Origin of the sequence: Pseudomonas sp. Z003-0.4C(8344-21), assembly GCF_900104975.1 — a bacterium.
Taxonomy (GTDB): Bacteria; Pseudomonadota; Gammaproteobacteria; order Pseudomonadales; family Pseudomonadaceae; genus Aquipseudomonas; species Aquipseudomonas granadensis.
Genome location: NZ_LT629756.1, coordinates 525,451 through 546,768, shown reverse-complemented (window position 1 = coordinate 546,768; position 21,318 = coordinate 525,451). Strand labels below are relative to the sequence as shown.

The 21,318-nt window shown below is 60.8% G+C and carries 19 protein-coding genes; 9 read left to right on the top strand and 10 right to left on the bottom strand.

All coding sequences use genetic code 11. The annotated features are described in order from the left end of the window. The first annotated feature begins 160 nt into the window (after nt 1–160). Entirely contained in the window at nt 161–613 is a 453-nt protein-coding gene (locus BLU24_RS02490; RefSeq protein WP_093097240.1) for an EVE domain-containing protein, read from the top strand. Between the two features lie 115 nt (nt 614–728). Here BLU24_RS02490 and BLU24_RS02485 read toward each other — a convergent pair whose 3' ends face one another. Further along, nucleotides 729–1,136, bottom strand: a complete 408-nt coding sequence (locus tag BLU24_RS02485) for a flagellar basal body-associated protein FliL (protein ID WP_172833234.1) — start codon at nt 1,134–1,136, stop codon at nt 729–731. A gap of 150 nt (nt 1,137–1,286) precedes the next feature. Here BLU24_RS02485 and BLU24_RS02480 point away from each other — a divergent pair, with 150 nt between their 5' ends. Then, on the top strand, nt 1,287–2,264 hold the full coding sequence (locus tag BLU24_RS02480) for an NADPH:quinone oxidoreductase family protein (protein ID WP_093097230.1): 978 nt from the start codon (nt 1,287–1,289) through the stop codon (nt 2,262–2,264). A gap of 260 nt (nt 2,265–2,524) precedes the next feature. Then, complete coding sequence (gene glpT / locus BLU24_RS02475) at nt 2,525–3,874, top strand: glycerol-3-phosphate transporter (protein ID WP_090287357.1); 1,350 nt, start codon at nt 2,525–2,527, stop codon at nt 3,872–3,874. Here glpT and BLU24_RS02470 read toward each other — a convergent pair. From BLU24_RS02470 to BLU24_RS02440, 7 genes are all read right to left on the bottom strand, one after another. Next, nucleotides 3,850–4,518 carry a gamma-glutamylcyclotransferase gene (locus BLU24_RS02470; RefSeq protein ID WP_093097226.1) on the bottom strand — a complete coding sequence of 223 codons (669 nt, stop codon included), beginning with the start codon at nt 4,516–4,518 and terminating at the stop codon, nt 3,850–3,852. The genes glpT and BLU24_RS02470 overlap by 25 nt on opposite strands. Before the next feature lie 196 nt (nt 4,519–4,714). Continuing rightward, the gene (locus BLU24_RS02465; RefSeq protein ID WP_093097221.1) at nt 4,715–5,683 is read right to left on the bottom strand and encodes a CDP-6-deoxy-delta-3,4-glucoseen reductase; all 969 of its coding nucleotides are present in this window, start codon (nt 5,681–5,683) and stop codon (nt 4,715–4,717) included. Further along, nucleotides 5,683–7,149, bottom strand: coding sequence for a 4-hydroxy-3-polyprenylbenzoate decarboxylase (ubiD, locus tag BLU24_RS02460; RefSeq protein ID WP_008081413.1), 1,467 nt, complete (start codon nt 7,147–7,149; stop codon nt 5,683–5,685). Before ubiD ends, BLU24_RS02465 begins: the two co-directional genes overlap by 1 nt. Nucleotides 7,150–7,229: 80 nt before the next feature. Next, a complete protein-coding gene (locus tag BLU24_RS02455; protein ID WP_093097216.1) occupies nt 7,230–9,191 on the bottom strand; it encodes an acyltransferase family protein in 1,962 nt (653 codons plus the stop codon). A 139-nt stretch (nt 9,192–9,330) separates the two neighbouring features. Next, a complete protein-coding gene (rho, locus tag BLU24_RS02450; protein ID WP_003229334.1) occupies nt 9,331–10,590 on the bottom strand; it encodes a transcription termination factor Rho in 1,260 nt (419 codons plus the stop codon). A 245-nt stretch (nt 10,591–10,835) separates the two neighbouring features. Then, nucleotides 10,836–11,165 (bottom strand): thioredoxin TrxA, encoded by a 330-nt coding sequence (trxA, locus tag BLU24_RS02445; RefSeq protein ID WP_003206727.1) that lies wholly within the window; start codon nt 11,163–11,165, stop codon nt 10,836–10,838. Nucleotides 11,166–11,285: 120 nt separating this feature from the next. Further along, nucleotides 11,286–11,993, bottom strand: a complete 708-nt coding sequence (locus BLU24_RS02440; protein WP_093097212.1) for a FadR/GntR family transcriptional regulator — start codon at nt 11,991–11,993, stop codon at nt 11,286–11,288. 258 nt (nt 11,994–12,251) lie between these two features. Between BLU24_RS02440 and BLU24_RS02435 the strand changes: the two genes are divergently transcribed. The 5 genes from BLU24_RS02435 (at nt 12,252) to ppx (ending at nt 16,835) form a co-directional block, all read left to right on the top strand. Then, nucleotides 12,252–13,037: a transporter substrate-binding domain-containing protein gene (locus tag BLU24_RS02435; protein WP_090287367.1), complete on the top strand. Its 786-nt coding sequence runs from the start codon at nt 12,252–12,254 to the stop codon at nt 13,035–13,037. Between the two features lie 21 nt (nt 13,038–13,058). Then, on the top strand, nt 13,059–13,727 hold the full coding sequence (locus BLU24_RS02430; protein ID WP_093097207.1) for an amino acid ABC transporter permease: 669 nt from the start codon (nt 13,059–13,061) through the stop codon (nt 13,725–13,727). Then, entirely contained in the window at nt 13,724–14,374 is a 651-nt protein-coding gene (locus BLU24_RS02425; protein ID WP_090287373.1) for an amino acid ABC transporter permease, read from the top strand. Before BLU24_RS02430 ends, BLU24_RS02425 begins: the two co-directional genes overlap by 4 nt. Continuing rightward, complete coding sequence (locus tag BLU24_RS02420) at nt 14,361–15,098, top strand: amino acid ABC transporter ATP-binding protein (protein WP_093097203.1); 738 nt, start codon at nt 14,361–14,363, stop codon at nt 15,096–15,098. The genes BLU24_RS02425 and BLU24_RS02420 overlap by 14 nt, the downstream gene beginning before the upstream one ends. Nucleotides 15,099–15,332: 234 nt before the next feature. Beyond that, nucleotides 15,333–16,835, top strand: coding sequence for an exopolyphosphatase (ppx, locus tag BLU24_RS02415; protein WP_090287377.1), 1,503 nt, complete (start codon nt 15,333–15,335; stop codon nt 16,833–16,835). A gap of 261 nt (nt 16,836–17,096) precedes the next feature. Here the strand turns inward: ppx and ppk1 are convergent, their stop codons facing one another. Together ppk1 and hemB are read right to left on the bottom strand one after the other, a co-directional pair. Beyond that, nucleotides 17,097–19,322: a polyphosphate kinase 1 gene (ppk1, locus tag BLU24_RS02410; RefSeq protein ID WP_093097200.1), complete on the bottom strand. Its 2,226-nt coding sequence runs from the start codon at nt 19,320–19,322 to the stop codon at nt 17,097–17,099. A gap of 18 nt (nt 19,323–19,340) precedes the next feature. Further along, on the bottom strand, nt 19,341–20,354 hold the full coding sequence (gene hemB, locus BLU24_RS02405) for a porphobilinogen synthase (RefSeq protein ID WP_093097196.1): 1,014 nt from the start codon (nt 20,352–20,354) through the stop codon (nt 19,341–19,343). A 208-nt stretch (nt 20,355–20,562) separates the two neighbouring features. Between hemB and BLU24_RS02400 the strand changes: the two genes are divergently transcribed. Continuing rightward, on the top strand, nt 20,563–21,222 hold the full coding sequence (locus BLU24_RS02400; RefSeq protein ID WP_093097191.1) for a DedA family protein: 660 nt from the start codon (nt 20,563–20,565) through the stop codon (nt 21,220–21,222). The last annotated feature ends 96 nt before the right edge of the window (nt 21,223–21,318 follow it).

Below are 21,318 nucleotides of genomic sequence, written 5' to 3'. Positions count from 1 at the left end.
CAGCGGTTTCCGTGTGTAGGCCGTGCAGCAGCGTCAAGCTTTAAAGGCCGGCATTTTGCGGCAACGTGAACCGGTGCGCAAACGCTGACGTCAACCGACTGTCGGTTTGTCATAAAATTGCCCGACAACCTGCCCAACGACCGTTTCAGGAGCACCCAACATGGCCTATTGGCTGATGAAATCCGAGCCCGACGAGCTCTCGATCAAAGGCCTGGAAAAGCTCGGCAAGGCGCGCTGGGACGGGGTTCGCAATTATCAGGCGCGCAATTTCCTGCGCGCGATGGCAGTAGGTGACGAATTCTTTTTCTACCACTCCAGTTGCCCGGAGCCGGGGATTGCCGGGATCGGCAGGATCATCGAAGCGGCGTATCCCGATCCGACGGCGCTGGAGCCAGAGAGCCATTACTTCGATCCCAAGGCTACGGCGGAGAAAAATGCCTGGAGCGCGATTGATGTCGAGCACGTCGAGACGTTTGCGCGAGTGCTGAAGCTCGATTATCTGAAGCAGCAGACCGCGCTGGCGGAGATGCCACTGGTGCAGAAGGGCTCGCGGTTGTCGGTGATGCCGGTGACAGCGGAGCAGTGGGCGGCGGTGATTGCGCTCAAGCCATAAGACTTTTTGCGACTGAAACACAGCTATCGCGAGCAGGCTCACTCCTACAGGGGAATGCATTCCAATTGTAGGAGTGAGCCTGCTCGCGACGGGGCCAGCCCGGACAACGGATGACTTATTGAATGATCAGGTTGTTGAACAACAGATCCTCAACCACCGGCTTACCCGTCTCGTCATTCATAACCTGTTGGGTCTGCTTCAGCGCTTCCTGACGCAGCTTTTCCTTGCCTTCGATGCTGCCCATCGCTTCGGTGCTCTGCTGCGTGAACAGCGCCACCAGTTGATTTCGGATCAGCGGCTCGTTGGCCTTGACCAGTTTGGTCGCTTCTTCACCGGTTACGCGCAAGGCGACATCGGCCTTGAAGACCTTGAGCTTGGTCGTGCCGTCCAAGCCGTAATTGCCGACGAACGGCGGGCTCAGGGTAATGTAATTGACTTTCGGCGCCTCGCCTTCTTTGGCTTCTTCGGCCAGCGCTGCCACAGGCAGAGACAGGGCCAGCAACAACATGATCCACGCTTTCACAATTCGCTCCTTATCCGGTTTGCGGCCTAGCATAACGACCCGCCGCACAAGCACAAGCTTATGCCTGACTATCAGGGCCGGGCATGCTCGTTGACCCGTTGATTCACACACCTACACTTATCGGCCATCACTCCCAAAGGAATAGCCCTGATGAAAGCCGTGCTGTGCAAAGCCTTCGGCCCTGCCGAATCGCTGGTGCTGGAAGACGTCGCCAGTCCTGTCGCCAAGAAGAATGAAATCCTGCTGGACGTGCACGCCGCCGGGGTCAACTTCCCGGACACGCTGATCATCGAGGGCAAGTACCAGTTCAAGCCGCCCTTCCCGTTCTCGCCGGGTGGTGAAGCGGCTGGCGTGGTTCGCGAAGTCGGGGAAAAGGTCAGCCACCTCAAGGTCGGTGACCGGGTCATGGCCCTGACCGGCTGGGGCAGTTTTGCCGAGCAGGTCGCGGTGCCCGGCTACAACGTGCTGCCGATTCCGCCGTCGATGGATTTCAATATCGCCGCCGCGTTCAGCATGACTTATGGCACCTCAATGCACGCTCTGAAGCAGCGCGCCAACCTGCAGCCGGGCGAAACCCTGCTGGTGCTCGGTGCTTCCGGCGGTGTCGGCCTGGCAGCAGTGGAGATCGGCAAGGCCATGGGCGCCCGCGTGATTGCCGCTGCCAGCAGCGCGGAAAAACTCGAAGTGGCGAAAGCCGCTGGCGCCGATGAGCTGATCAATTACAGCGAAGCCAATCTCAAGGACGAAATCAAACGCCTCACCGACGGCCAGGGCGCCGACGTGATCTACGACCCGGTCGGCGGCGACCTGTTCGATCAGGCCATCCGCGCCATCGCCTGGAACGGCAGGCTGCTGGTGGTCGGCTTCGCCAGCGGTCGCATACCGGAGCTGCCGGTCAACCTCGCGTTGCTCAAAGGCGCGGCGGTACTCGGCGTCTTCTGGGGCTCGTTCGCCCAGCGCCAGCCGCAGGACAACGCGGCGAACTTTGCGCAACTGTTCGGCTGGTTTGCCGAGGGCAAGTTGAAGCCGCTGGTGTCGCAGGTTTATCCGCTGACCGGTGCCGCGCAGGCGATCAATGATCTGGGCCAGCGCAAGGCTGTGGGCAAGGTTGTCGTTCAGGTCCGTTAAGGCCACGGAGCGATCCGGGCCAGTAACCCGGATCGCCTCGACGTTGAGATCAGCCCTTTATCAATTCGCGAAAACCGCAAAAACCCACCTGAGTCACCATCCCCAAAACGCCCTGCTCTTACGTCTGAGCGACATGTTCGTAAAGGAACGCTCAACTGCCCCGATTTCCACTGTTTTGCCGACGTCAAGCGATGCTATTTTCGGTAACGAAACTGTAACATTCGCATCCGCAGTCAAAACAAGAAAACTGGAGCTCTTGAATGTTTGCTTTCTTTCGTCCTGCCGCACATCAGGCTCCTTTGCCTGAAGAAAAAATAGACAGCACCTACCGACGCCTGCGCTGGCAGATCTTCGCCGGTATCTTCATCGGCTATGCGGGTTACTACCTGCTGCGCAAAAACTTCTCGCTGGCCATGCCGTACCTGATCGACGAAGGCTACAGCCGCGGCGACCTGGGTCTGGCGATGTCGGCGATCGCCATCGCCTACGGTCTGTCGAAGTTCCTCATGGGCCTGGTGTCCGACCGTTCCAACCCGCGCTTCTTCCTGCCATTCGGCCTGCTGGTGTCGGCCGGGGTAATGTTCATTTTCGGTTTCGCGCCTTGGGCCACGTCCAGCGTGACCATGATGTTCATCCTGTTGTTCATCAACGGTTGGGCGCAGGGCATGGGCTGGCCGCCGAGCGGGCGGACCATGGTGCACTGGTGGTCGCAGAAGGAACGTGGCGGCGTGGTCTCGGTGTGGAACGTGGCGCACAACGTCGGTGGCGGCTTGATCGGCCCGCTGTTCCTGCTCGGCATGGGCCTGTTCAACGACTGGCACGCGGCGTTCTATGTACCGGCGGCGGTGGCGCTGGGCGTGGCGGTGTTTGCCTTCATCACCATGCGCGACACCCCGCAATCGGTCGGCCTGCCGCCGATCGAGCAGTACAAGAACGATTACCCGGAAGGCTACGATGCCAGCCACGAAGACGAATTCAGCGCCAAGGAAATCTTCGTCAAGTACGTGCTGCGCAACAAAATGCTTTGGTACATCGCCCTCGCTAACGTTTTCGTCTACCTGCTGCGCTACGGCGTGCTGGACTGGGCGCCGACCTACCTGAAAGAAGCCAAGGGCTTCACCGTGGATAAAACCTCGTGGGCGTATTTCTTTTATGAGTGGGCAGGTATCCCGGGCACGCTGCTGTGCGGCTGGATGTCGGACAAGATTTTCCGCGGCAACCGTGGCTTGACCGGCATGGTGTTCATGGCTCTGGTGACGGTCGCGACGCTGGTTTACTGGCTGAATCCGGCCGGCAACCCGATGGTCGACATGATCGCCCTGCTGTCGATCGGCTTCCTGATCTACGGCCCGGTGATGCTGATCGGCTTGCAGGCGCTAGAACTGGCACCGAAGAAAGCCGCCGGTACAGCCGCAGGTTTTACCGGTCTGTTCGGTTATCTGGGCGGTTCAGTCGCGGCCAGTGCGGCGATGGGCTACACCGTCGACCACTTCGGCTGGGACGGCGGCTTCGTGTTGCTGGTCGGCGCTTGCCTGTTGGCAATGGCCTTCCTGGCCCCGACGCTATGGCACAAGCAAGTCGCCAGTCAGAGCCGTGAAGCGGTCGCCTGATCGCAGGTTGACTGACAGCGCTTGAGCCGCGCCTCCAGATTACGGTCTGGCATGGCGTGGCTGCGCAGGGCGTGTGCGGTCTGCTCGACATAATCGCGAGTGGTGCCGTAACGCCCGCTGGCGCTGGCGAATACCTGGCTCAGCACATGGTCCGGCAGGTTGCCGGCATAGCTGGGCAGGTGCCGCTCCAGCACGAAGCCCAAGGCCTGCACCTGAGTGCCATCTTCGAGCCGGCAGTTGAGCCAGTGCGGCCGATACGACGGCACCGGCATCTCGCGTTTCCACAAGGCGTACAGCGCGGTATCGAGATTGTCTTCCGGCAACCGGTAGGCGAAGCCGCTGCACGAACCGCCGCGATCCAGACCGAACACCAGCCCGGGCATTTCCGGCGTGCCGCGGTGTTCATGCGACCATAAATAGAGGCCACGATGATAACCGTGCACCCGACCGCGCATCCTCTCGACGGCGGTGCATTCCGGGCGCCAGATCAACGAACCGTAAGCGAACAGCCACACCGGCCCGCCCTTGTGGCGCGCCATGGTCGATTGCATGGAGGCGAGCAATTGCTCGTGGGTCAGCTGCGGCCCGAGTTCGAGCCGCGGAGGGTAAGCCAGGTTCAGAAAAGCGTTTTCAATGGCGCTCATGGCGAATAGCGTTCAGCTCCCCGCGGGCGAAGAATTACTTAATAGAACGCACCGCTGTAACAATAAGGCACATGTGTTTTCAGGCAAATTAAGTGCCATGGCACAAAGATTATTTAATTGCCTGATGGATATATAACCTACCGGTATTTATTCAATTCCATAAATACCGATCGGCTATATATGAAGTTATATGAAATCAGGAACGCGGTGCATAAGCGAATACGTCAGCGCGCATTTGATGGGCGTCCATCCCCGCCTCGACCAGCGCGTCGAGGGTGCCGTAAACCATGGCCGGTGAACCGCTGGCGTAGACGTGCAAAGGCTTGAGATCGGCAAAGTCTTCGCATACCGCTTCGTGCAGCATCCCGCAGCGCCCTTCCCAACCGCACTGATCGCTGACGACCTTGTGCAGAAACAGGTTGGGCAGTTTCAGCCATTCATCCCAATGTTCGATCTGGTAGAAATCTTCCGGACGGCGCACGCCCCAATACAGATGCACCGGGTGCTTGAAGCCATTGGCGCGGCAATGTTCGATCAGGCTGTGAATCTGGCCCATGCCGGTACCGGCGGCGACCAATACCAACGGACCGTCAGGCAGTTCGGCCAGATGGGTGTCGCCGAATGGCAACTCGACGCGCACCATCGGGTTGCGTTGCAGCTGCTCGATCAGGCTCAGTGCACTGGCTTCGCGCGCCAGTACATGGATTTCCAGATCACGCCCGCCGTGCGGCGCAGAGGCCATGGAGAACGCCGATTTCTCGCCGTTCTCGCGCTCGATCATCAGATACTGCCCGGCGTGATAGCGCGGTGGCTTGCCGGCCGGCGCGCGCAGACGCACGCGCCAGGTGTCGCCGCCGACTTCGCGGCATTCGATGACCTGGCACGACAGGCTGCGCACCGGCAGTTCGCCCAGCGCGAGGACGCCATCCCAGAGCAGCACGCAGTCTTCCAGCGGCTCGGCGATGCAGGTGTAGAACTCGCCATGATCATGGACCTGGCCGTTCTGCTCGACGCGACCTTCGACCAGCAGCGCCGCACACACGTGGCAGTTACCGTTGCGGCAGCTTTGCGGGCAATCAAAACCCAGGCGCCGCGCGCCGTCGAGAATCCGCTCACCGGGCTGTATCTCGAGCACTGCTCCGGAAGGCTGCAGGGTTACACGCATCAATCTATTCCTAACTGATTCCAGATGGCATCGATCCGTTGAGTCACGGCGTCGTCCTTGACGATCACACGGCCCCACTCGCGGGTGGTTTCGCCCGGCCACTTGTGAGTGGCATCCAGGCCCATCTTCGAGCCCAGGCCGGAAATCGGCGAGGCGAAATCCAGATAGTCGATCGGGGTGTTATCGATCATCACCGTGTCGCGCTTGGGGTCCATGCGCGTGGTAATGGCCCAGATCACATCGTTCCAGTCACGGGCGTTGATATCGTCGTCGGTGACGATAACGAACTTGGTGTACATGAACTGTCGCAAAAACGACCAGACACCGAGCATCACGCGCTTGGCATGCCCCGGATACGACTTTTTCATGGTCACGATGGCCATGCGGTACGAGCAGCCTTCGGGCGGCAGGTAAAAGTCGGTGATCTCCGGGAACTGCTTCTGCAGGATCGGCACGAACACTTCGTTCAGCGCCACGCCGAGAATCGCCGGCTCGTCCGGCGGCCGGCCGGTGTAGGTGCTGTGGTAGATCGGCTTGATCCGGTGGGTGATGCGTTCGACAGTGAACACGGGAAAGCTGTCGACTTCGTTGTAATAACCGGTGTGGTCGCCATATGGACCTTCGTCGGCCATTTCGCCCGGATGGATTACGCCTTCAAGGATGATCTCGGCGGTGGCCGGCACTTGCAGGTCGTTGCCACGGCACTTGACCAGCTCGGTGCGGTTGCCGCGCAGCAGACCGGCAAAGGCGTATTCGGAAAGGCTGTCCGGTACCGGCGTGACTGCGCCAAGAATGGTCGCCGGGTCGGCGCCAAGGGCAACGGACACCGGGAACGGCTGGCCCGGATGCTTCTCGCACCATTCGCGGAAATCGAGGGCGCCGCCACGGTGGCTGAGCCAGCGCATGATCACCTTGTTACGGCCGATCACTTGCTGACGGTAGATACCGAGGTTCTGGCGCTCCTTGTTCGGGCCTTTGGTGACGGTCAGGCCCCAGGTGATCAGCGGGCCGACATCGCCGGGCCAGCAGGTCTGTACCGGCAGCATCGCCAGATCGACATCGTCACCTTCGATGACCACTTCCTGGCACACCGCGTCTTTGACGACTTTGGGCGCCATTGAAATGATCTTGCGGAAAATCGGCAGTTTCGACCACGCGTCCTTCAAACCCTTCGGCGGCTCCGGTTCCTTGAGGAAGGCCAGCAGCTTGCCGATCTCGCGCAGCTCGCTGACCGACTCGGCGCCCATGCCCATGGCCACCCGCTCGGGGGTGCCGAACAGGTTGCCGAGCACTGGAATGTCGTAGCCGGTGGGTTTCTCGAACAGCAGCGCCGGGCCCTTGGCCCGCAGCGTGCGGTCGCACACCTCAGTCATCTCCAGCACCGGCGAGACGGGAATCTGGATGCGTTTCAACTCTCCGCGCTGCTCAAGCTGCTGCACGAAATCCCGAAGATCCTTGAATTTCATTGACGATGGCACCCTCAAAATAGGCGTACATCCTACCTGCTCTGACGGGCAAACAGCAGCCCGTCAGTGCCAGGCATCGCTCAATGGCGGCTGGTGCCCAGCAACATCGGCGCAAACAAAGGACTCAAACGCGCGCTGCCAGCGTCGGAAAGATGATCGGCATCCTTGTATTGCGAATGGCCGTCGACATCAATCATGCACAGGCCGTCCTTGCACATCAGCGGCGTCGGGTCGATGACATGCACGCCGGAATCGGCAGCGCTCATCGAGCCGAACAGACCGGTGAAAAACTGCTGCCGCGCCAGATGCTCACCCAGCGGCCGCCCCAGTCCTTCGGCCGAGCGGCCAATCCGCGCCAGGCTGGTCAGGCGGCTGATGTAGCTCTTGTGCTGCAACGGCACTTCCTTGAACAGCCAGACCTGCGCACCCGCCTCACGCAGTTCGCTGACTTGCGCCTTGATCGCCGCCGCCATGCGTTGCTCCGATTGCGCCACATTGCGCGAAGGATCGAGCAGGAACTGCTTGTCGCCATCGCCGTCCTCACGCCCGTAGACGTACAGACTCCAGTTCGCCGCCAGCACCACGTCCTTGATGCCCAGATCACGGACCAACTGCATGTTGCGCTGATTGAACTGCTTGCACTGCGCACGCAAGGCGTCATCGATGATCGGTGGGCATCCGGTCAGGCTGTACAGCCACACGGGCTGACCGTCACGCTGGCTGTTGCCTTCGATGGCCGGCAGCAGCGCAGCGGTGTGACTGTCGCCCCAGAACATTTTCGTCGGCGCGACCTGTTGATCGCCGCCCACGCGACAGGCCTTGTCCAGAGTCTTGTCCTTACTCATGTGCATGCACTTCATTTGCCCGGCGTTCCATTCCTGGGACTGCGCATACTCAAGTGCCTTGCCGCTCAGACGTTGCGGCACGCCGTCGGCCGAACGGATGGCCGAGCCAACCACCGCCAGCGCGGCGATGGATACCAGGCCACCGACCAGCACCGAGTTACGGCTGGCGAACACGCGTTTCTCGCGAAACGGCAGCTCGACAAAACGCAGACTCAGCCACGCCAACGCCACGGCCAGGGCGATCCAGCCAAGCGCTTCAAGCGGCTGAATGCCATCGATCGAGATCGCGTTGGCATACACATAAATCGGCCAGTGCCACAAATACAACGAGTACGAAAGCAGACCGATCCACACCATCGGCCGCAGGCTCAACAACTGGCCGGCCAGTGTCGGACCGCGCGCGCCCGACCAGATCAATGCCGTCGTACCGAGCACCGGCAGCAAGGCTGCCCAGCCCGGGAACACCGTGGACTTGTCAAAGGTGAAGACCGCCAGCAGCACCGCCGCCAGTCCGGCCAGGCCGACCGCCTGCCGGACCCAGAGCCGCGGCGCGTGTTTGGCCGCCGGCATTACCGCGAGCATGGCGCCGCAGAGCAATTCCCAGGCGCGGGTCGGCAGGGAGAAGAAGGCGAATTCCGGGCGCCGCTCGATGTAGACGATGTTCAGCCCGAACGACACCAGCAGCACAGCGAACAGCATCCAGCGCCAATGCCGGACATAGCGCATCAACAGCACCATCATCAGCGGGAAGAAGATGTAGTACTGCTCTTCGACGGCCAGCGACCAGGTATGCAATAAGGGTTTGAGATCGGAGGCCGGTTCGAAGTAGCCGTCCTCGCGCATGAACAGGATGTTGGAAATGAACAGCGACTGGTAACGGATTGTCCGCCCCAGATCGGACAGGTCTTTGGCGGTCAGCAGTAACCAGCCCAGCGCCAGCGTCACCACCACGACCACCGTCAACGCCGGGAGAATACGCCGGGCGCGACGGCCCCAGAAATCGAGGAAGCTGAAGCGCTGGGCACTGATTTCACGGAACAGGATCGAGGTAATCAGAAAACCGGAGATGACGAAAAAAACGTCGACGCCGACAAAGCCGCCGCTGAATGTATTGAATCCGAAATGGAACAGCACGACGGGAAGAACCGCGAGTGCGCGTAAACCGTCGATGTCACGGCGATTGCCAAACGTGTGCATGAAAAACCTTACCTGTTCTGGATACAAAATCCCTTGAAGGCGCGAAGTTATCAGTCGGGCAAACTTCAATCCAGATACAAATAAATCTCGGGCCAAAAAAAGCGCCCCTTACGGAGCGCTCCTTGCAACGGCTTGCGTGTTACTTGCGTTTCATCGACAAGAAGAACTCGTCGTTGGTCTTGGTCGTTTTCAGCTTGTCGACCAGGAATTCGATGGCAGCGACTTCGTCCATCGGGTGCAGCAGCTTGCGCAGAATCCACATGCGCTGCAGTTCGTCGTCGGCGGTCAGCAACTCTTCGCGGCGGGTGCCGGAGCGGTTGATGTTGATTGCCGGGAACACACGCTTCTCAGCGATCTTGCGATCCAGCGGCAGTTCCATGTTGCCGGTACCCTTGAACTCTTCGTAGATCACTTCGTCCATCTTCGAGCCGGTTTCAACCAGCGCGGTGGCGATAATGGTCAGCGAGCCGCCTTCTTCGATGTTACGCGCGGCACCGAAGAAACGCTTCGGCTTCTCCAGCGCGTGGGCATCGACACCACCGGTCAGAACCTTGCCGGAGCTCGGGATCACGGTGTTGTAGGCACGGGCCAGACGGGTGATGGAGTCGAGCAGGATCACCACGTCTTTCTTGTGTTCGACCAGGCGCTTGGCCTTCTCGATCACCATTTCGGCAACCTGGACGTGACGGGTCGGCGGCTCGTCGAACGTCGAGGCAACCACTTCGCCGCGCACGGTGCGCTGCATTTCGGTCACTTCTTCCGGACGTTCGTCGATCAGCAGCACGATCAGGTGCACTTCAGGATTGTTACGCGCGATGTTCGCCGCGATGTTCTGCAGCATGATCGTCTTACCGGCTTTCGGCGGTGCAACGATCAGACCACGCTGGCCTTTGCCGATCGGCGCGCACAGGTCGATCACCCGACCGGTCAGGTCTTCGGTGGAACCGTTGCCGGCTTCCATCTTCATGCGCACGGTAGGGAACAGCGGGGTCAGGTTCTCGAAGAGAATCTTGTTTTTCGCGTTCTCCGGACGATCGAAGTTGATCGTGTCGACCTTGAGCAGTGCGAAATACCGCTCGCCTTCCTTCGGAGGGCGGATCTTGCCAACGATGGTGTCACCGGTGCGCAAGTTGAAGCGGCGGATCTGGCTCGGCGAGACGTAGATATCGTCCGGGCCGGCCAGGTAGGAAGCGTCTGCGGAGCGCAGGAAGCCGAAGCCGTCCTGGAGAATCTCCAGCACGCCATCACCGGAGATTTCCTCGCCGCTTTTCGCGTGTTTTTTCAGCAGGGAGAAAATCACGTCCTGCTTGCGCGAACGGGCCATATTTTCTATGCCCATCTGTTCGGCTAATTCGAGCAGTTCGGTAATCGGCTTTTGCTTGAGTTCAGTCAGATTCATATAGGAATGACGTAATCATTTATGGAGGGGGGAAATTAAGCTTTTGGCTTAATGAGGCCGCGCCGCGGAGAAGGCGACAGGATCGCGAACTAATTCGAAAAGGAGTGCGTCGGCGACGGCTAGCAGGGGGCAGTGGAGAAACCAGTGCGGGGCCGAATGTACCACCTGAGTTTCGGAGCGTCTAGCCCTGAATACGCAAAAAGCCCCGCGATTTGCGGGGCTTTTTTTAACGTTTACCGCGACGCTTAGATGTTGGCGTCGAGGAAAGCCGCCAGCTGCGACTTCGACAGTGCGCCGACCTTGGTCGCTTCAACGTTGCCGTTCTTGAACAGCATCAGCGTCGGGATACCACGCACGCCGTGCTTGGCCGGGGTTTCCTGGTTTTCGTCGATGTTCAGTTTGGCGACGGTCAGCTTGCCCTTGTAGGTCTCGGCAATCTCGTCCAGAACCGGTGCGATCATTTTGCAAGGGCCGCACCATTCAGCCCAGTAGTCGACCAGGACAGCGCCTTCGGCCTTGAGTACGTCGGCTTCGAAGCTAGCGTCGCTAACGTGTTTGATCAGATCGCTGCTCATGGAATTCTCCAGGTTGTAAGCAAAAAAACGTGGCCCATCATAGCCGCCCTTCCCGTGTTCAGGAAGCCGCAGTTGATTGAGTCTTGCTATGGTGACTGATGAGTTTGGGTATGGTTCAAGTCAGCCGGCGGCGGGGGCGATGAACGCGATTCCAGTGCGCAGGGCCGCGTTGCGCACATGTTCCTGCATGGCTTTTTGCGCCGCAGCCGACGCGCGGCGGGCCAGGGCACGGAGGATCTTGCGGTGTTCCTGCCAGGTTTCCATGGCCCGCTCGGCGCGAATGAACGGTAATTTCTGGCTCTCGAGAAAGATCTCGGCGCTGGCCGTGAGGATGCTCAGCATCGCTTGATTGCCGCTGGCCAGCAGGATCCGTCGATGAAATTCGAAGTCGAGTTTTGCCGCCGCTTCAAAATCGCCGGCGCGCAATTGCTCACGCATCGCCGCAACGTTGTCTTCCAGTGCATCGAGGTCGAACGTGCTCAGCGTCACCGCCGCCAGCCCCGCCGCAAACCCTTCCAGCGCATAGCGCAACTGAAAGATGTCCAGCGGCGAGGCCTGCGCCGCAAAGGCCCATCCCGGTGCGCTGTCGCCATTGGCCAGTTCCACCGGCGCCTGCACGAACACCCCTTTGCCCGGCTGGATACTGACCACGCCCAGCGCACTCAGCGATGACAGTGCTTCACGCAACGACGCGCGGCTGACACCCAGCTGCAGGGCCAGATGCCGTTGTGACGGCAAGGCATCGCCGGCGCCGAAGCCCTGTTCGGTGATCAATTTGCGGATCGCTTGCAGCGCCACTTCGGGTACCGCACGGGAAATCGAGTTCATGGTTTTTTCGGACGCGCCAGGGTCAATGTGCGGCTAGTTGTAAAGCTATTCGGCGGGCCCGGCAAGTCGTGCCCCAGTGGGGTTCGGTGCGCATCACTGATGCGCCATCGGGGTGCGAAAAGCATCCTGACTGTTCAGACCAGTAAGACCGAACGAAGCCGCTGAAACCGCGGCCTGGCGCAATGAAAGCGCAGTCTTGGCACGGCCCATGCTCTGTCCGATTGCAGAAATCACTTCCCGCCGATCCGGAGATTGTCCATGACCCAGCGTTACAGCGCCCTTCTCGCTTCCCTGTTTGCCGGCCTGCTGCTGTGCCAGGCTCCCGCTCACGCCGACGGTCTGGACGACGTGGTCAAACGCGGCACGCTGAAAGTCGCCGTGCCGCAGGACTTCCCGCCGTTCGGTTCGGTCGGCCCGGACATGAAACCCCGTGGCCTGGACATCGACACCGCGAAACTGCTGGCCGACCAGCTCAAGGTCAAACTCGAGCTGACCCCGGTCAACAGCACCAACCGCATTCCGTTCCTGACCACTGGCAAGGTCGATCTGGTGATCTCCAGCCTCGGCAAGAACCCCGAGCGCGAGAAAGTCATCGACTTCTCCCGCGCCTACGCCCCCTTCTACCTCGCCGTGTTCGGCCCGCCAGATGCTGCAATCAGCAGCCTCGACGACCTCAAAGGCAAAACCATCAGCGTCACCCGTGGCGCCATCGAAGACATCGAGCTGAGCAAAGTCGCCCCCGAAGGCGTCACGATCAAGCGCTTTGAAGACAACAACTCAACCATCGCCGCCTACCTCGCCGGCCAGGTCGACCTGATCGCCAGCGGCAACGTGGTGATGGTCGCCATCAGCGAGAAGAACCCGAAACGCGTGCCCGCGCTGAAAGTGAAGCTCAAGGATTCGCCGGTGTATGTCGGCGTGAACAAGAACGAAGCCGCACTGCTGGCGAAGGTCAACGATATCCTGACCACCGCCAAGGCTGACGGCGCGCTGGAAAAGAATGCGCAGACCTGGTTGAAAGAACCGCTGCCGGCCGATCTCTGATCGACGACGCGGGAGACTTTCATGGCTTATCAGTTCGATTTCTTGCCGGTGGTGGAAAACACCGACCTGCTGCTGCGCGGGGCGCTGTTCACCCTTGAGCTGACCGCCATTGGCGCGGTGCTCGGGGTGGGCCTCGGAATTGTCGGGGCGCTGGTGCGGGCGTGGAATATCCGCCCGTTCGCAGCAATCTTCGGCGTTTACGTCGAGTTGATTCGCAACACGCCGTTTCTGGTGCAGTTGTTTTTCATCTTCTTCGGCCTGCCATCGCTCGGCGTGCAGATTTCCGAGTGGCAGGCAGCCGTGCTCGCGATGGTGATCAACCTTGGCGCTTATTCGACCGAGATCATCCGCGCCGGCATCCAGGCGATTCCGCGCGGCCAACTGGAAGCGGCCGCGGCGCTGGCGATGAGTCGCTTCGAAGCGTTCCGGCATGTGGTGCTGCTACCGGCGCTGGGCAAGGTCTGGCCGGCGCTGAGCAGCCAGATCATCATCGTCATGCTCGGCTCGGCGGTGTGTTCGCAGATCGCCACCGAAGAGCTGAGCTTCGCCGCCAACTTCATTCAGTCGCGCAACTTCCGCGCCTTTGAAACCTATGCGCTGACCACGCTGATCTACCTGTGCATGGCGCTGCTTATCCGCCAATTGCTCAACTGGATCGGCCGGCGCTATATCAGCAGGAGCCGGGCATGAGCGACTTCACCTTCTGGGACATCCTGCGCAACCTGCTCACCGGCCTGCAATGGACGCTGGCGCTGTCGCTGGTGGCGTTCATTGGCGGTGGCATCGTCGGGCTGCTGATCCTGATCATGCGCATCTCGAAAAACTCGTTGCCGAGCAGCATTGCCCGCACCTGGATCGAGCTGTTTCAGGGCACGCCGCTGTTGATGCAGCTGTTTCTGGTGTTTTTCGGCGTGGCGCTGGCCGGGGTCGAAATCTCGCCGTGGATGGCCGCTGCGATTGCCCTGACCTTGTTCACCAGCGCTTATCTGGCGGAGATCTGGCGCGGTTGCGTCGAGTCGATCCCGAATGGCCAGTGGGAAGCCTCGGCGAGCCTGGCGCTCAATCCGCTGGAGCAATTGCGTTACGTGATCCTGCCGCAGGCCCTGCGCATTGCCGTGGCGCCGACCGTGGGCTTCTCGGTGCAGGTGGTCAAAGGCACCGCGGTGACTTCGATCATCGGTTTCACCGAGCTGACCAAGACCGGCGGCATGCTCGCCAATGCCACATTCGAACCGTTCATGGTCTACGGCCTCGTCGCCCTCGGCTATTTCCTCCTCTGCTACCCCTTGTCCCTCAGTGCGCGCTATCTGGAAAGGAGACTGCATGCCTCTGCTTAGAATTTCCGCCCTGCATAAATACTACGGCGATCACCACGTTCTCAAAGGCATCGACCTCAGCGTCGAGGAAGGCCAGGTGGTGGCGATCATCGGCCGCAGCGGCTCGGGCAAATCGACCCTGTTGCGCACGCTCAATGGGCTGGAGTCGATTAACGACGGGGTGATCGAAGTCGATGGCGAATACCTCGACGCCGCCCGCGCCGACCTGCGCAGCCTGCGGCAGAAAGTCGGCATGGTGTTTCAGCAGTTCAACCTGTTCCCGCACCTGTCCGTGGGCGAAAACGTCATGCTCGCGCCGCAAGTGGTGCAGAAAGTGCCGAAGGCCAAAGCGGCCGAACTGGCGCGCGAGATGCTTGAGCGGGTCGGCCTGGGCGAGAAATTCGATGCCTTCCCGGATCGGCTGTCCGGCGGCCAGCAGCAACGCGTGGCGATCGCCCGGGCCCTGGCGATGTCGCCGAAGGTGTTGCTGTGCGACGAGATCACCTCGGCGCTCGACCCGGAACTGGTCAACGAAGTGCTCGCCGTGGTCCGGCAACTGGCCAAGGAAGGCATGACGCTGATCATGGTCACCCACGAAATGCGCTTCGCCCGCGAAGTCGGCGACAAACTGGTGTTCATGCACCATGGCAAGGTGCATGAAGTGGGCGATCCGAAGGTGTTGTTCGCCAATCCGCAGACGGTGGAGCTGGCGAATTTCATTGGCACCGTCGAAGCGATTGCCTGAAAGATGTGTGGTGCCTTTTAGGGCCTCATCGCGGGCAAGCCCGCTCCCACAGGGTTCGATGCAGGAACAGGATCGTACGTTCAGCGCTAAAACCTGTGGGAGCGGGCTTGCCCGCGATTGACCGCGCAGCGGTCATCGACTTTCATCGATGTATCAAGGCTTTGCGCCGTGCGCGTTGGCGTCAGCGTGTGATCGTGGCACGATGGCGGGGTTATCGACCGAGACTCCCTGATCATGCCGCAATCCCAAGCCAAGAATCTGTCCCTGATCGCCGCAATCGACCTGGGCTCCAACAGCTTTCACATGGTCGTGGCCAAGGCCCAGAACGGCGAGATCCGCATTCTCGAGCGTCTCGGCGAAAAGGTACAACTGGCCGCCGGCATCGACGATGCGCGCCAGCTCAACGAAGAATCGATGCAGCGCGGTCTCGACTGCCTCAAGCGCTTCGCACAGCTGATCAACGGCATGCCGCTGGGCGCCGTGCGCATCGTCGGCACCAACGCCCTGCGCGAAGCACGCAACCGGATCGAATTCATCCACCGCGCTGAAGAAATCCTCGGCCATCCGGTAGAAGTCATCTCCGGCCGTGAAGAAGCGCGCCTGATCTACCTGGGCGTGTCACACACCCTCGCCGATACGCCGGGCAAACGTCTGGTCGCCGACATCGGCGGCGGCAGTACCGAATTCATCATTGGCCAGCGCTTCGAGCCACTGCTGCGCGAAAGCCTGCAGATGGGCTGCGTCAGCTTCACCCAGCGCTATTTCAAGGACGGCAAGATCACCCCGGCCCGTTACGCTCAGGCGTACACCGCGGCGCGGCTGGAGATAATGAGCATCGAGCATGCCCTGCACCGCCTGACCTGGGATGAAGCGATCGGCTCCTCGGGCACCATCCGCGCCATCGGTCTGGCGCTGAAGGCCGGCGGCCACGGCACCGGTGAAGTCAACGCCGAAGGCCTGGCCTGGCTCAAGCGCCGCCTGTTCAAGCTTGGCGATGTCGACAAGATCGATTTCGAAGGCATCAAACCCGACCGCCGTGCAATCTTCCCGGCCGGCCTGGCGATTCTCGAAGCGATCTTCGACGCCCTCGAACTGCAACGCATGGATCACTGCGAAGGCGCACTGCGCGAAGGCGTACTCTATGACCTGCTCGGCCGCCATCACCACGAAGACGTGCGCGAGCGCACCCTGACTTCGCTGATGGAACGCTACCACGTCGACCTCAAGCAAGCGGCGCGGGTCGAGCGCAAAGCCTTGCACGCGTTCGATCAGGTCGCGGCAGACTGGGAGCTGGACGACGGTATCTGGCGCGAGCTGCTCGGCTGGGCGGCGAAAGTCCATGAAGTCGGCCTCGATATCGCTCACTACCATTACCACAAGCACGGCGCCTACCTGATCGAGCACTCCGACCTCGCCGGGTTCTCCCGCGAAGACCAGCAAATGCTCGCCCTGCTGGTACGTGGCCATCGGCGCAATATTCCCAAGGACAAGTTCGCCGAATTCGGTGACGACGGCATCAAGCTGATTCGCCTGTGCGTGCTGCTGCGTTTTGCCATCCTGTTCCACCATATTCGCGGCACGCAGGCGATGCCGCAGGTGGTGCTGCATGCCAATGGCGACAGCCTTGATGTGGAATTCCCGGAGAACTGGCTGGATGAAAACCAACTGACCCAAGCGGATTTCGGGCTTGAGGCGGAGTGGCTGACGCGGGTGGGGATTGTGCTCACCGTCCACTGATACACCGCAAATCACCCCTACAGGTGGGTGGATGACAGGTGCAAAAAAGGCGATCCGCAGGGATCGCCTTTTTTATTGGTTTCGGCTTGAGATCGGGGGTGAAGCTTCCCCCTCACCCCAGCCCTCTCCCAGAGGGAGAGGGAGCCGATCTCCTTAGGCTTCAAGGCCTGAGTTCGACTCGATGCTTCAGGTCGGCGTAGCTCGAAAATCCACCTCGGTCAGTCCCCTCTCCCTCTGGGAGAGGGTTAGGGTGAGGGGCTTTTAGCTGCTTACCGGAAGGATGGGGCTACCCAGTCGTTCTAACAGCGTCGCCTGCGCACTGCGCGGGTTCTGGTTGCCGGTCGGCGTGTTGCGGATATAGCGGCCGTCCGACTGCAAGCTCCAGCTGTGGGTATTGTCGGTCAAATACAGCTCCAGCTCTTTCTTCACGCGCGTCAGCAGCTTTTTGCCTTCCACCGGGAAGCAAGTCTCGACGCGCTTGTCGAGGTTGCGCTCCATCCAGTCGGCGCTGGAGAGGAACATCTGCTCGTCGCCGCCGTTGAGGAAGTAGAACACCCGCGTGTGCTCGAGGAAGCGGCCGATGATCGAGCGCACGTGGATGTTGTGCGAGACCCCGGCGATGCCCGGCCGCAGGCAGCACATGCCGCGCACCACCAGATCGATGCGCACGCCCGACTGGCTGGCCTTGTACAGCGCGCGGATGATCTTCGGATCGGTCAGCGAGTTGAACTTGGCGATGATGTGCGCCGGCTTGCCGTCGAGGGCAAATTGCGTCTCGCGGGCGATCATGTCGAGCATGCCTTTTTTCAGGGTGAACGGCGCATGCAGAAGCTTTTTCATGCGCAGGGTTTTACCCATGCCGATCAACTGGCTAAACAGTTTGCCGACGTCTTCGCACAAGGCGTCGTCGGAAGTCAGCAGGCTGTAGTCGGTGTACAGACGGGCGTTGCCGGCGTGGTAGTTACCGGTGCCGAGGTGCGCGTAGCGGACGATTTCGCCAGCCTCGCGACGCAGGATCAGCATCATCTTGGCGTGGGTCTTGAAGCCGACCACGCCGTAGATCACCACCGCACCGGCCGCTTGCAGCCGGCTGGCCAGTTGCAGGTTGGACTCTTCGTCAAACCGCGCACGCAACTCGATCACCGCGGTGACTTCCTTGCCGTTACGCGCAGCGTCGACCAGCGCATCGACGATCTCCGAGTTGGCGCCGGAGCGGTACAGCGTCTGGCGTACGGCGAGCACATGCGGGTCTTTCGCGGCCTGACGCAGCAGGTCGACGACCGGGGTGAACGACTCGAACGGGTGCAGCAGGAGGATGTCCTGCTTGCTGACCACGCTGAAGATGTTTTCGCTGTTCTGCAGCAGTTTCGGGATCTGCGGAGTGAACGGCGTGTATTGCAGCTCCGGGTGGCTGTCCAGACCGGTGATGCTGAACAGGCGCGTCAGGTTGACCGGGCCGTTGACCTGATACAGCTCGGTCTCGCTCAGGTTGAACTGCTTGAGCAGGTAGTCCGAGAGGTGTTTCGGGCAAGTGTCGGCAACTTCCAGACGCACCGCGTCGCCGTAGCGCCGCGAGAACAACTCGCCACGCAGCGCGCGGGCCAGGTCTTCGACGTCTTCGGAGTCGAGCGCCAGGTCGGCGTTCCGGGTCAGGCGGAACTGGTAGCAGCCTTTTACCTTCATGCCCTGAAACAGATCATCAGCGTGCGCATGAATCATCGACGACAGGAACACATAATTGTCGCCGGCGCCGCCGACTTCTTCCGGGACCTTGATGATCCGTGGCAGCAGGCGCGGCGCCGGGATGATCGCCAGACCGGAATCGCGCCCGAAGGCGTCAATACCTTCAAGCTCGACGATGAAGTTCAGGCTCTTGTTCACCAGCAACGGGAACGGGTGCGTCGGGTCGAGGCCGATCGGGGTGATGATCGGCGCGATCTCGTCGCGGAAATAGCGGCGTACCCAGGCCTTGAGCTTGGTCGTCCAGTTGCGCCGACGGATGAAGCGCACCTGATGCTTTTCCAGTTCCGGCAGCAGGATGTCGTTGAGGATCGCGTACTGACGATCAACGTGACCGTGGACCAGCTCGCTGATCCGCGCCAGCGCCTGATGCGGCTGCAAGCCATCAGCGCCGGCCTGTTCACGGGCGAAGGTGATCTGCTTTTTCAGCCCGGCGACGCGGATTTCGAAGAATTCATCAAGGTTGCTGGAGAAGATCAGCAGGAACTTCAAGCGCTCCAGCAACGGGTAGGACTCGTCCAGCGCCTGTTCCAGCACGCGGATGTTGAACTGCAATTGCGAGAGCTCGCGGTGGATGTACAGGCTGCTGTCATCCAGGCCGGGGATGGCAATCGCCGGCACCGCCGCTGCGGGTTCGGCGACCGGCGCGGGTGGCGCAGGCTCGAGTTCCGGCGGGGTCTCGGCGATTTGCTCGACCACCGGTTGAGCTTCTTTTACGGCAACTTCAGTGAGTCCTTCGGTATTCATCGCATGTTCCTGGGAGGGCTATTTCTGCTCTCGTAACAATTGAGCGGCACGAACGGCAAAGTAAGTCAGGATGCCATCTGCGCCGGCACGTTTAAAGGCGGTCAGTGACTCAAGAATCACCGCTTCGCTCAACCAGCCATTCTGAATAGCGGCCATGTGCATGGCGTACTCGCCACTGACCTGATAGACGAAGGTCGGCACCTTGAAGGCATCTTTGACCCGAAAAAGAATGTCCAGGTACGGCATGCCGGGCTTGACCATGACCATGTCCGCGCCTTCGGCCAGGTCCGCACCGACTTCGTGCAGCGCTTCGTCGCTGTTGGCCGGGTCCATCTGGTAGGAAGCCTTGTTGGCTTTGCCGAGGTTGCTGGCCGAGCCGACCGCATCGCGGAACGGGCCGTAATAGGCGCTGGCGTATTTGGCCGAGTAGGCCATGATCCGCACGTTGACGTGGCCGGCAATTTCCAGCGCTTCACGAATGGCCTGGATGCGACCGTCCATCATGTCCGACGGTGCTACGACTTGCGCACCGGCTTCGGCATGAGACAGCGCCTGGCGGACCAATGCGTCGACGGTGATGTCGTTCTGCACGTAGCCCTCTTCGTCGAGGATGCCGTCCTGGCCGTGAGTGGTGAACGGATCCAGCGCCACGTCGGTAATGACGCCCAGTTCCGGAAAACGCTGACGCAGCGCGCGCGTAGCGCGCTGGGCAATGCCTTGCGGGTTCCAGGCTTCGGCAGCGTCGAGGGATTTGAGTTCCGGTGGAGTGACCGGGAACAGCGCCAGTGCCGGAATCCCCAACTCGACCCACTTAGCCGCTTCTTCGAGCAGCAAGTCGATCGTCAGCCGCTCCACGCCCGGCATCGACGCCACGGCTTCGCGGCGATTTTCACCGTCGAGCACGAACACCGGCAGGATCAGGTCATCGACCGTCAGCACGTTTTCCCGTACCAGCCGACGCGAAAAATCATCACGGCGGTTGCGACGCAGACGGGTGGCGGGGAACAGGCGATTGGCGGGGGTAAAGCTCACGGCGGACTCCTGAGCCCGGGCAAAACGGGCGAGCGTGACAGTTATAGACGGCCATTATGACCAACAGATGACAGTTATGTGTGCCCCGTGTCACGTAGCCGCATTCCATTGTCAGCGTAGGAAATGTTCACGTCGAGACACATTTGGACACTTTCATGAATGTGTCCGAAGGGTTAGGCTGCGCGTTCATTTCGCCAGCACCCAGACAATGCTCCAACAATTTCTGCACGACTTTGGCTACTTTGCCTTGTTTCTCGGCACGTTCTTCGAAGGCGAAACCATTCTGGTGCTCGCAGGCTTCCTCGCGTTCCGCGGATACATGGACATCAATCTGGTGGTGGTTGTGGCCTTCTGCGGCAGTTATGCCGGCGATCAGCTGTGGTATTTCCTCGGCCGCAAGCACGGACGCAAACTGCTCGCGCGCAAACCGCGCTGGCAGCTGATGGGCGACCGCGCGCTGGAGCATATCCGCAAACATCCGGACATCTGGGTCCTGAGTTTCCGTTTCGTCTATGGTCTGCGCACGGTGATGCCGGTGGCGATCGGCCTGTCGGGTTACCCGCCGGGCCGTTATCTGTTGCTCAACGGCATCGGCGCGGCGATCTGGGCCACGGCACTGGCGGCGGCGGCGTATCACTTCGGTGCGGTGCTCGAAGGCATGCTCGGCAGCATCAAGAAATACGAGCTGTGGGTACTGGGCGCCTTGCTGATCCTCGGCCTCGGGCTGTGGCTGCGCCGACGCTTCAAGAACGCGCGCCTGGCCAAGCAGATTTATCAGGACGAGCAACTGGCCAAAGCCGCCCAGGCCGAACAGTTGCGCAACGCCGAAGCGTCCAGCCCAGCCGAACCCAAGACCCCGACGGAATAAAGCGCCGCACGCTCTCATGCCTGCGGCCGCGCCCTCTGCGCTGAGTCTTCATGCACCACGGTTCTCTCTCCCCCGGCACGCTTGCGCTGCCAGCAA

Bases quoted from the DNA above. Each gene is read 5' to 3' on its own strand.
- BLU24_RS02490 (WP_093097240.1), top strand. From the start codon at position 161: ATGGCCTATTGGCTGATGAAATCCGAGCCCGACGAGCTCTCGATCAAA.
- BLU24_RS02480 (WP_093097230.1), top strand. From the start codon at position 1,287: ATGAAAGCCGTGCTGTGCAAAGCCTTCGGCCCTGCCGAATCGCTGGTG.
- glpT (WP_090287357.1), top strand. From the start codon at position 2,525: ATGTTTGCTTTCTTTCGTCCTGCCGCACATCAGGCTCCTTTGCCTGAA.
- BLU24_RS02470 (WP_093097226.1), bottom strand. From the start codon at position 4,518: ATGAGCGCCATTGAAAACGCTTTTCTGAACCTGGCTTACCCTCCGCGG.
- BLU24_RS02465 (WP_093097221.1), bottom strand. From the start codon at position 5,683: ATGCGTGTAACCCTGCAGCCTTCCGGAGCAGTGCTCGAGATACAGCCC.
- ubiD (WP_008081413.1), bottom strand. From the start codon at position 7,149: ATGAAATTCAAGGATCTTCGGGATTTCGTGCAGCAGCTTGAGCAGCGC.
- BLU24_RS02455 (WP_093097216.1), bottom strand. From the start codon at position 9,191: ATGCACACGTTTGGCAATCGCCGTGACATCGACGGTTTACGCGCACTC.
- rho (WP_003229334.1), bottom strand. From the start codon at position 10,590: ATGAATCTGACTGAACTCAAGCAAAAGCCGATTACCGAACTGCTCGAA.
- trxA (WP_003206727.1), bottom strand. From the start codon at position 11,165: ATGAGCAGCGATCTGATCAAACACGTTAGCGACGCTAGCTTCGAAGCC.
- BLU24_RS02440 (WP_093097212.1), bottom strand. From the start codon at position 11,993: ATGAACTCGATTTCCCGTGCGGTACCCGAAGTGGCGCTGCAAGCGATC.
- BLU24_RS02435 (WP_090287367.1), top strand. From the start codon at position 12,252: ATGACCCAGCGTTACAGCGCCCTTCTCGCTTCCCTGTTTGCCGGCCTG.
- BLU24_RS02430 (WP_093097207.1), top strand. From the start codon at position 13,059: ATGGCTTATCAGTTCGATTTCTTGCCGGTGGTGGAAAACACCGACCTG.
- BLU24_RS02425 (WP_090287373.1), top strand. From the start codon at position 13,724: ATGAGCGACTTCACCTTCTGGGACATCCTGCGCAACCTGCTCACCGGC.
- BLU24_RS02420 (WP_093097203.1), top strand. From the start codon at position 14,361: ATGCCTCTGCTTAGAATTTCCGCCCTGCATAAATACTACGGCGATCAC.
- ppx (WP_090287377.1), top strand. From the start codon at position 15,333: ATGCCGCAATCCCAAGCCAAGAATCTGTCCCTGATCGCCGCAATCGAC.
- ppk1 (WP_093097200.1), bottom strand. From the start codon at position 19,322: ATGAATACCGAAGGACTCACTGAAGTTGCCGTAAAAGAAGCTCAACCG.
- BLU24_RS02400 (WP_093097191.1), top strand. From the start codon at position 20,563: ATGCTCCAACAATTTCTGCACGACTTTGGCTACTTTGCCTTGTTTCTC.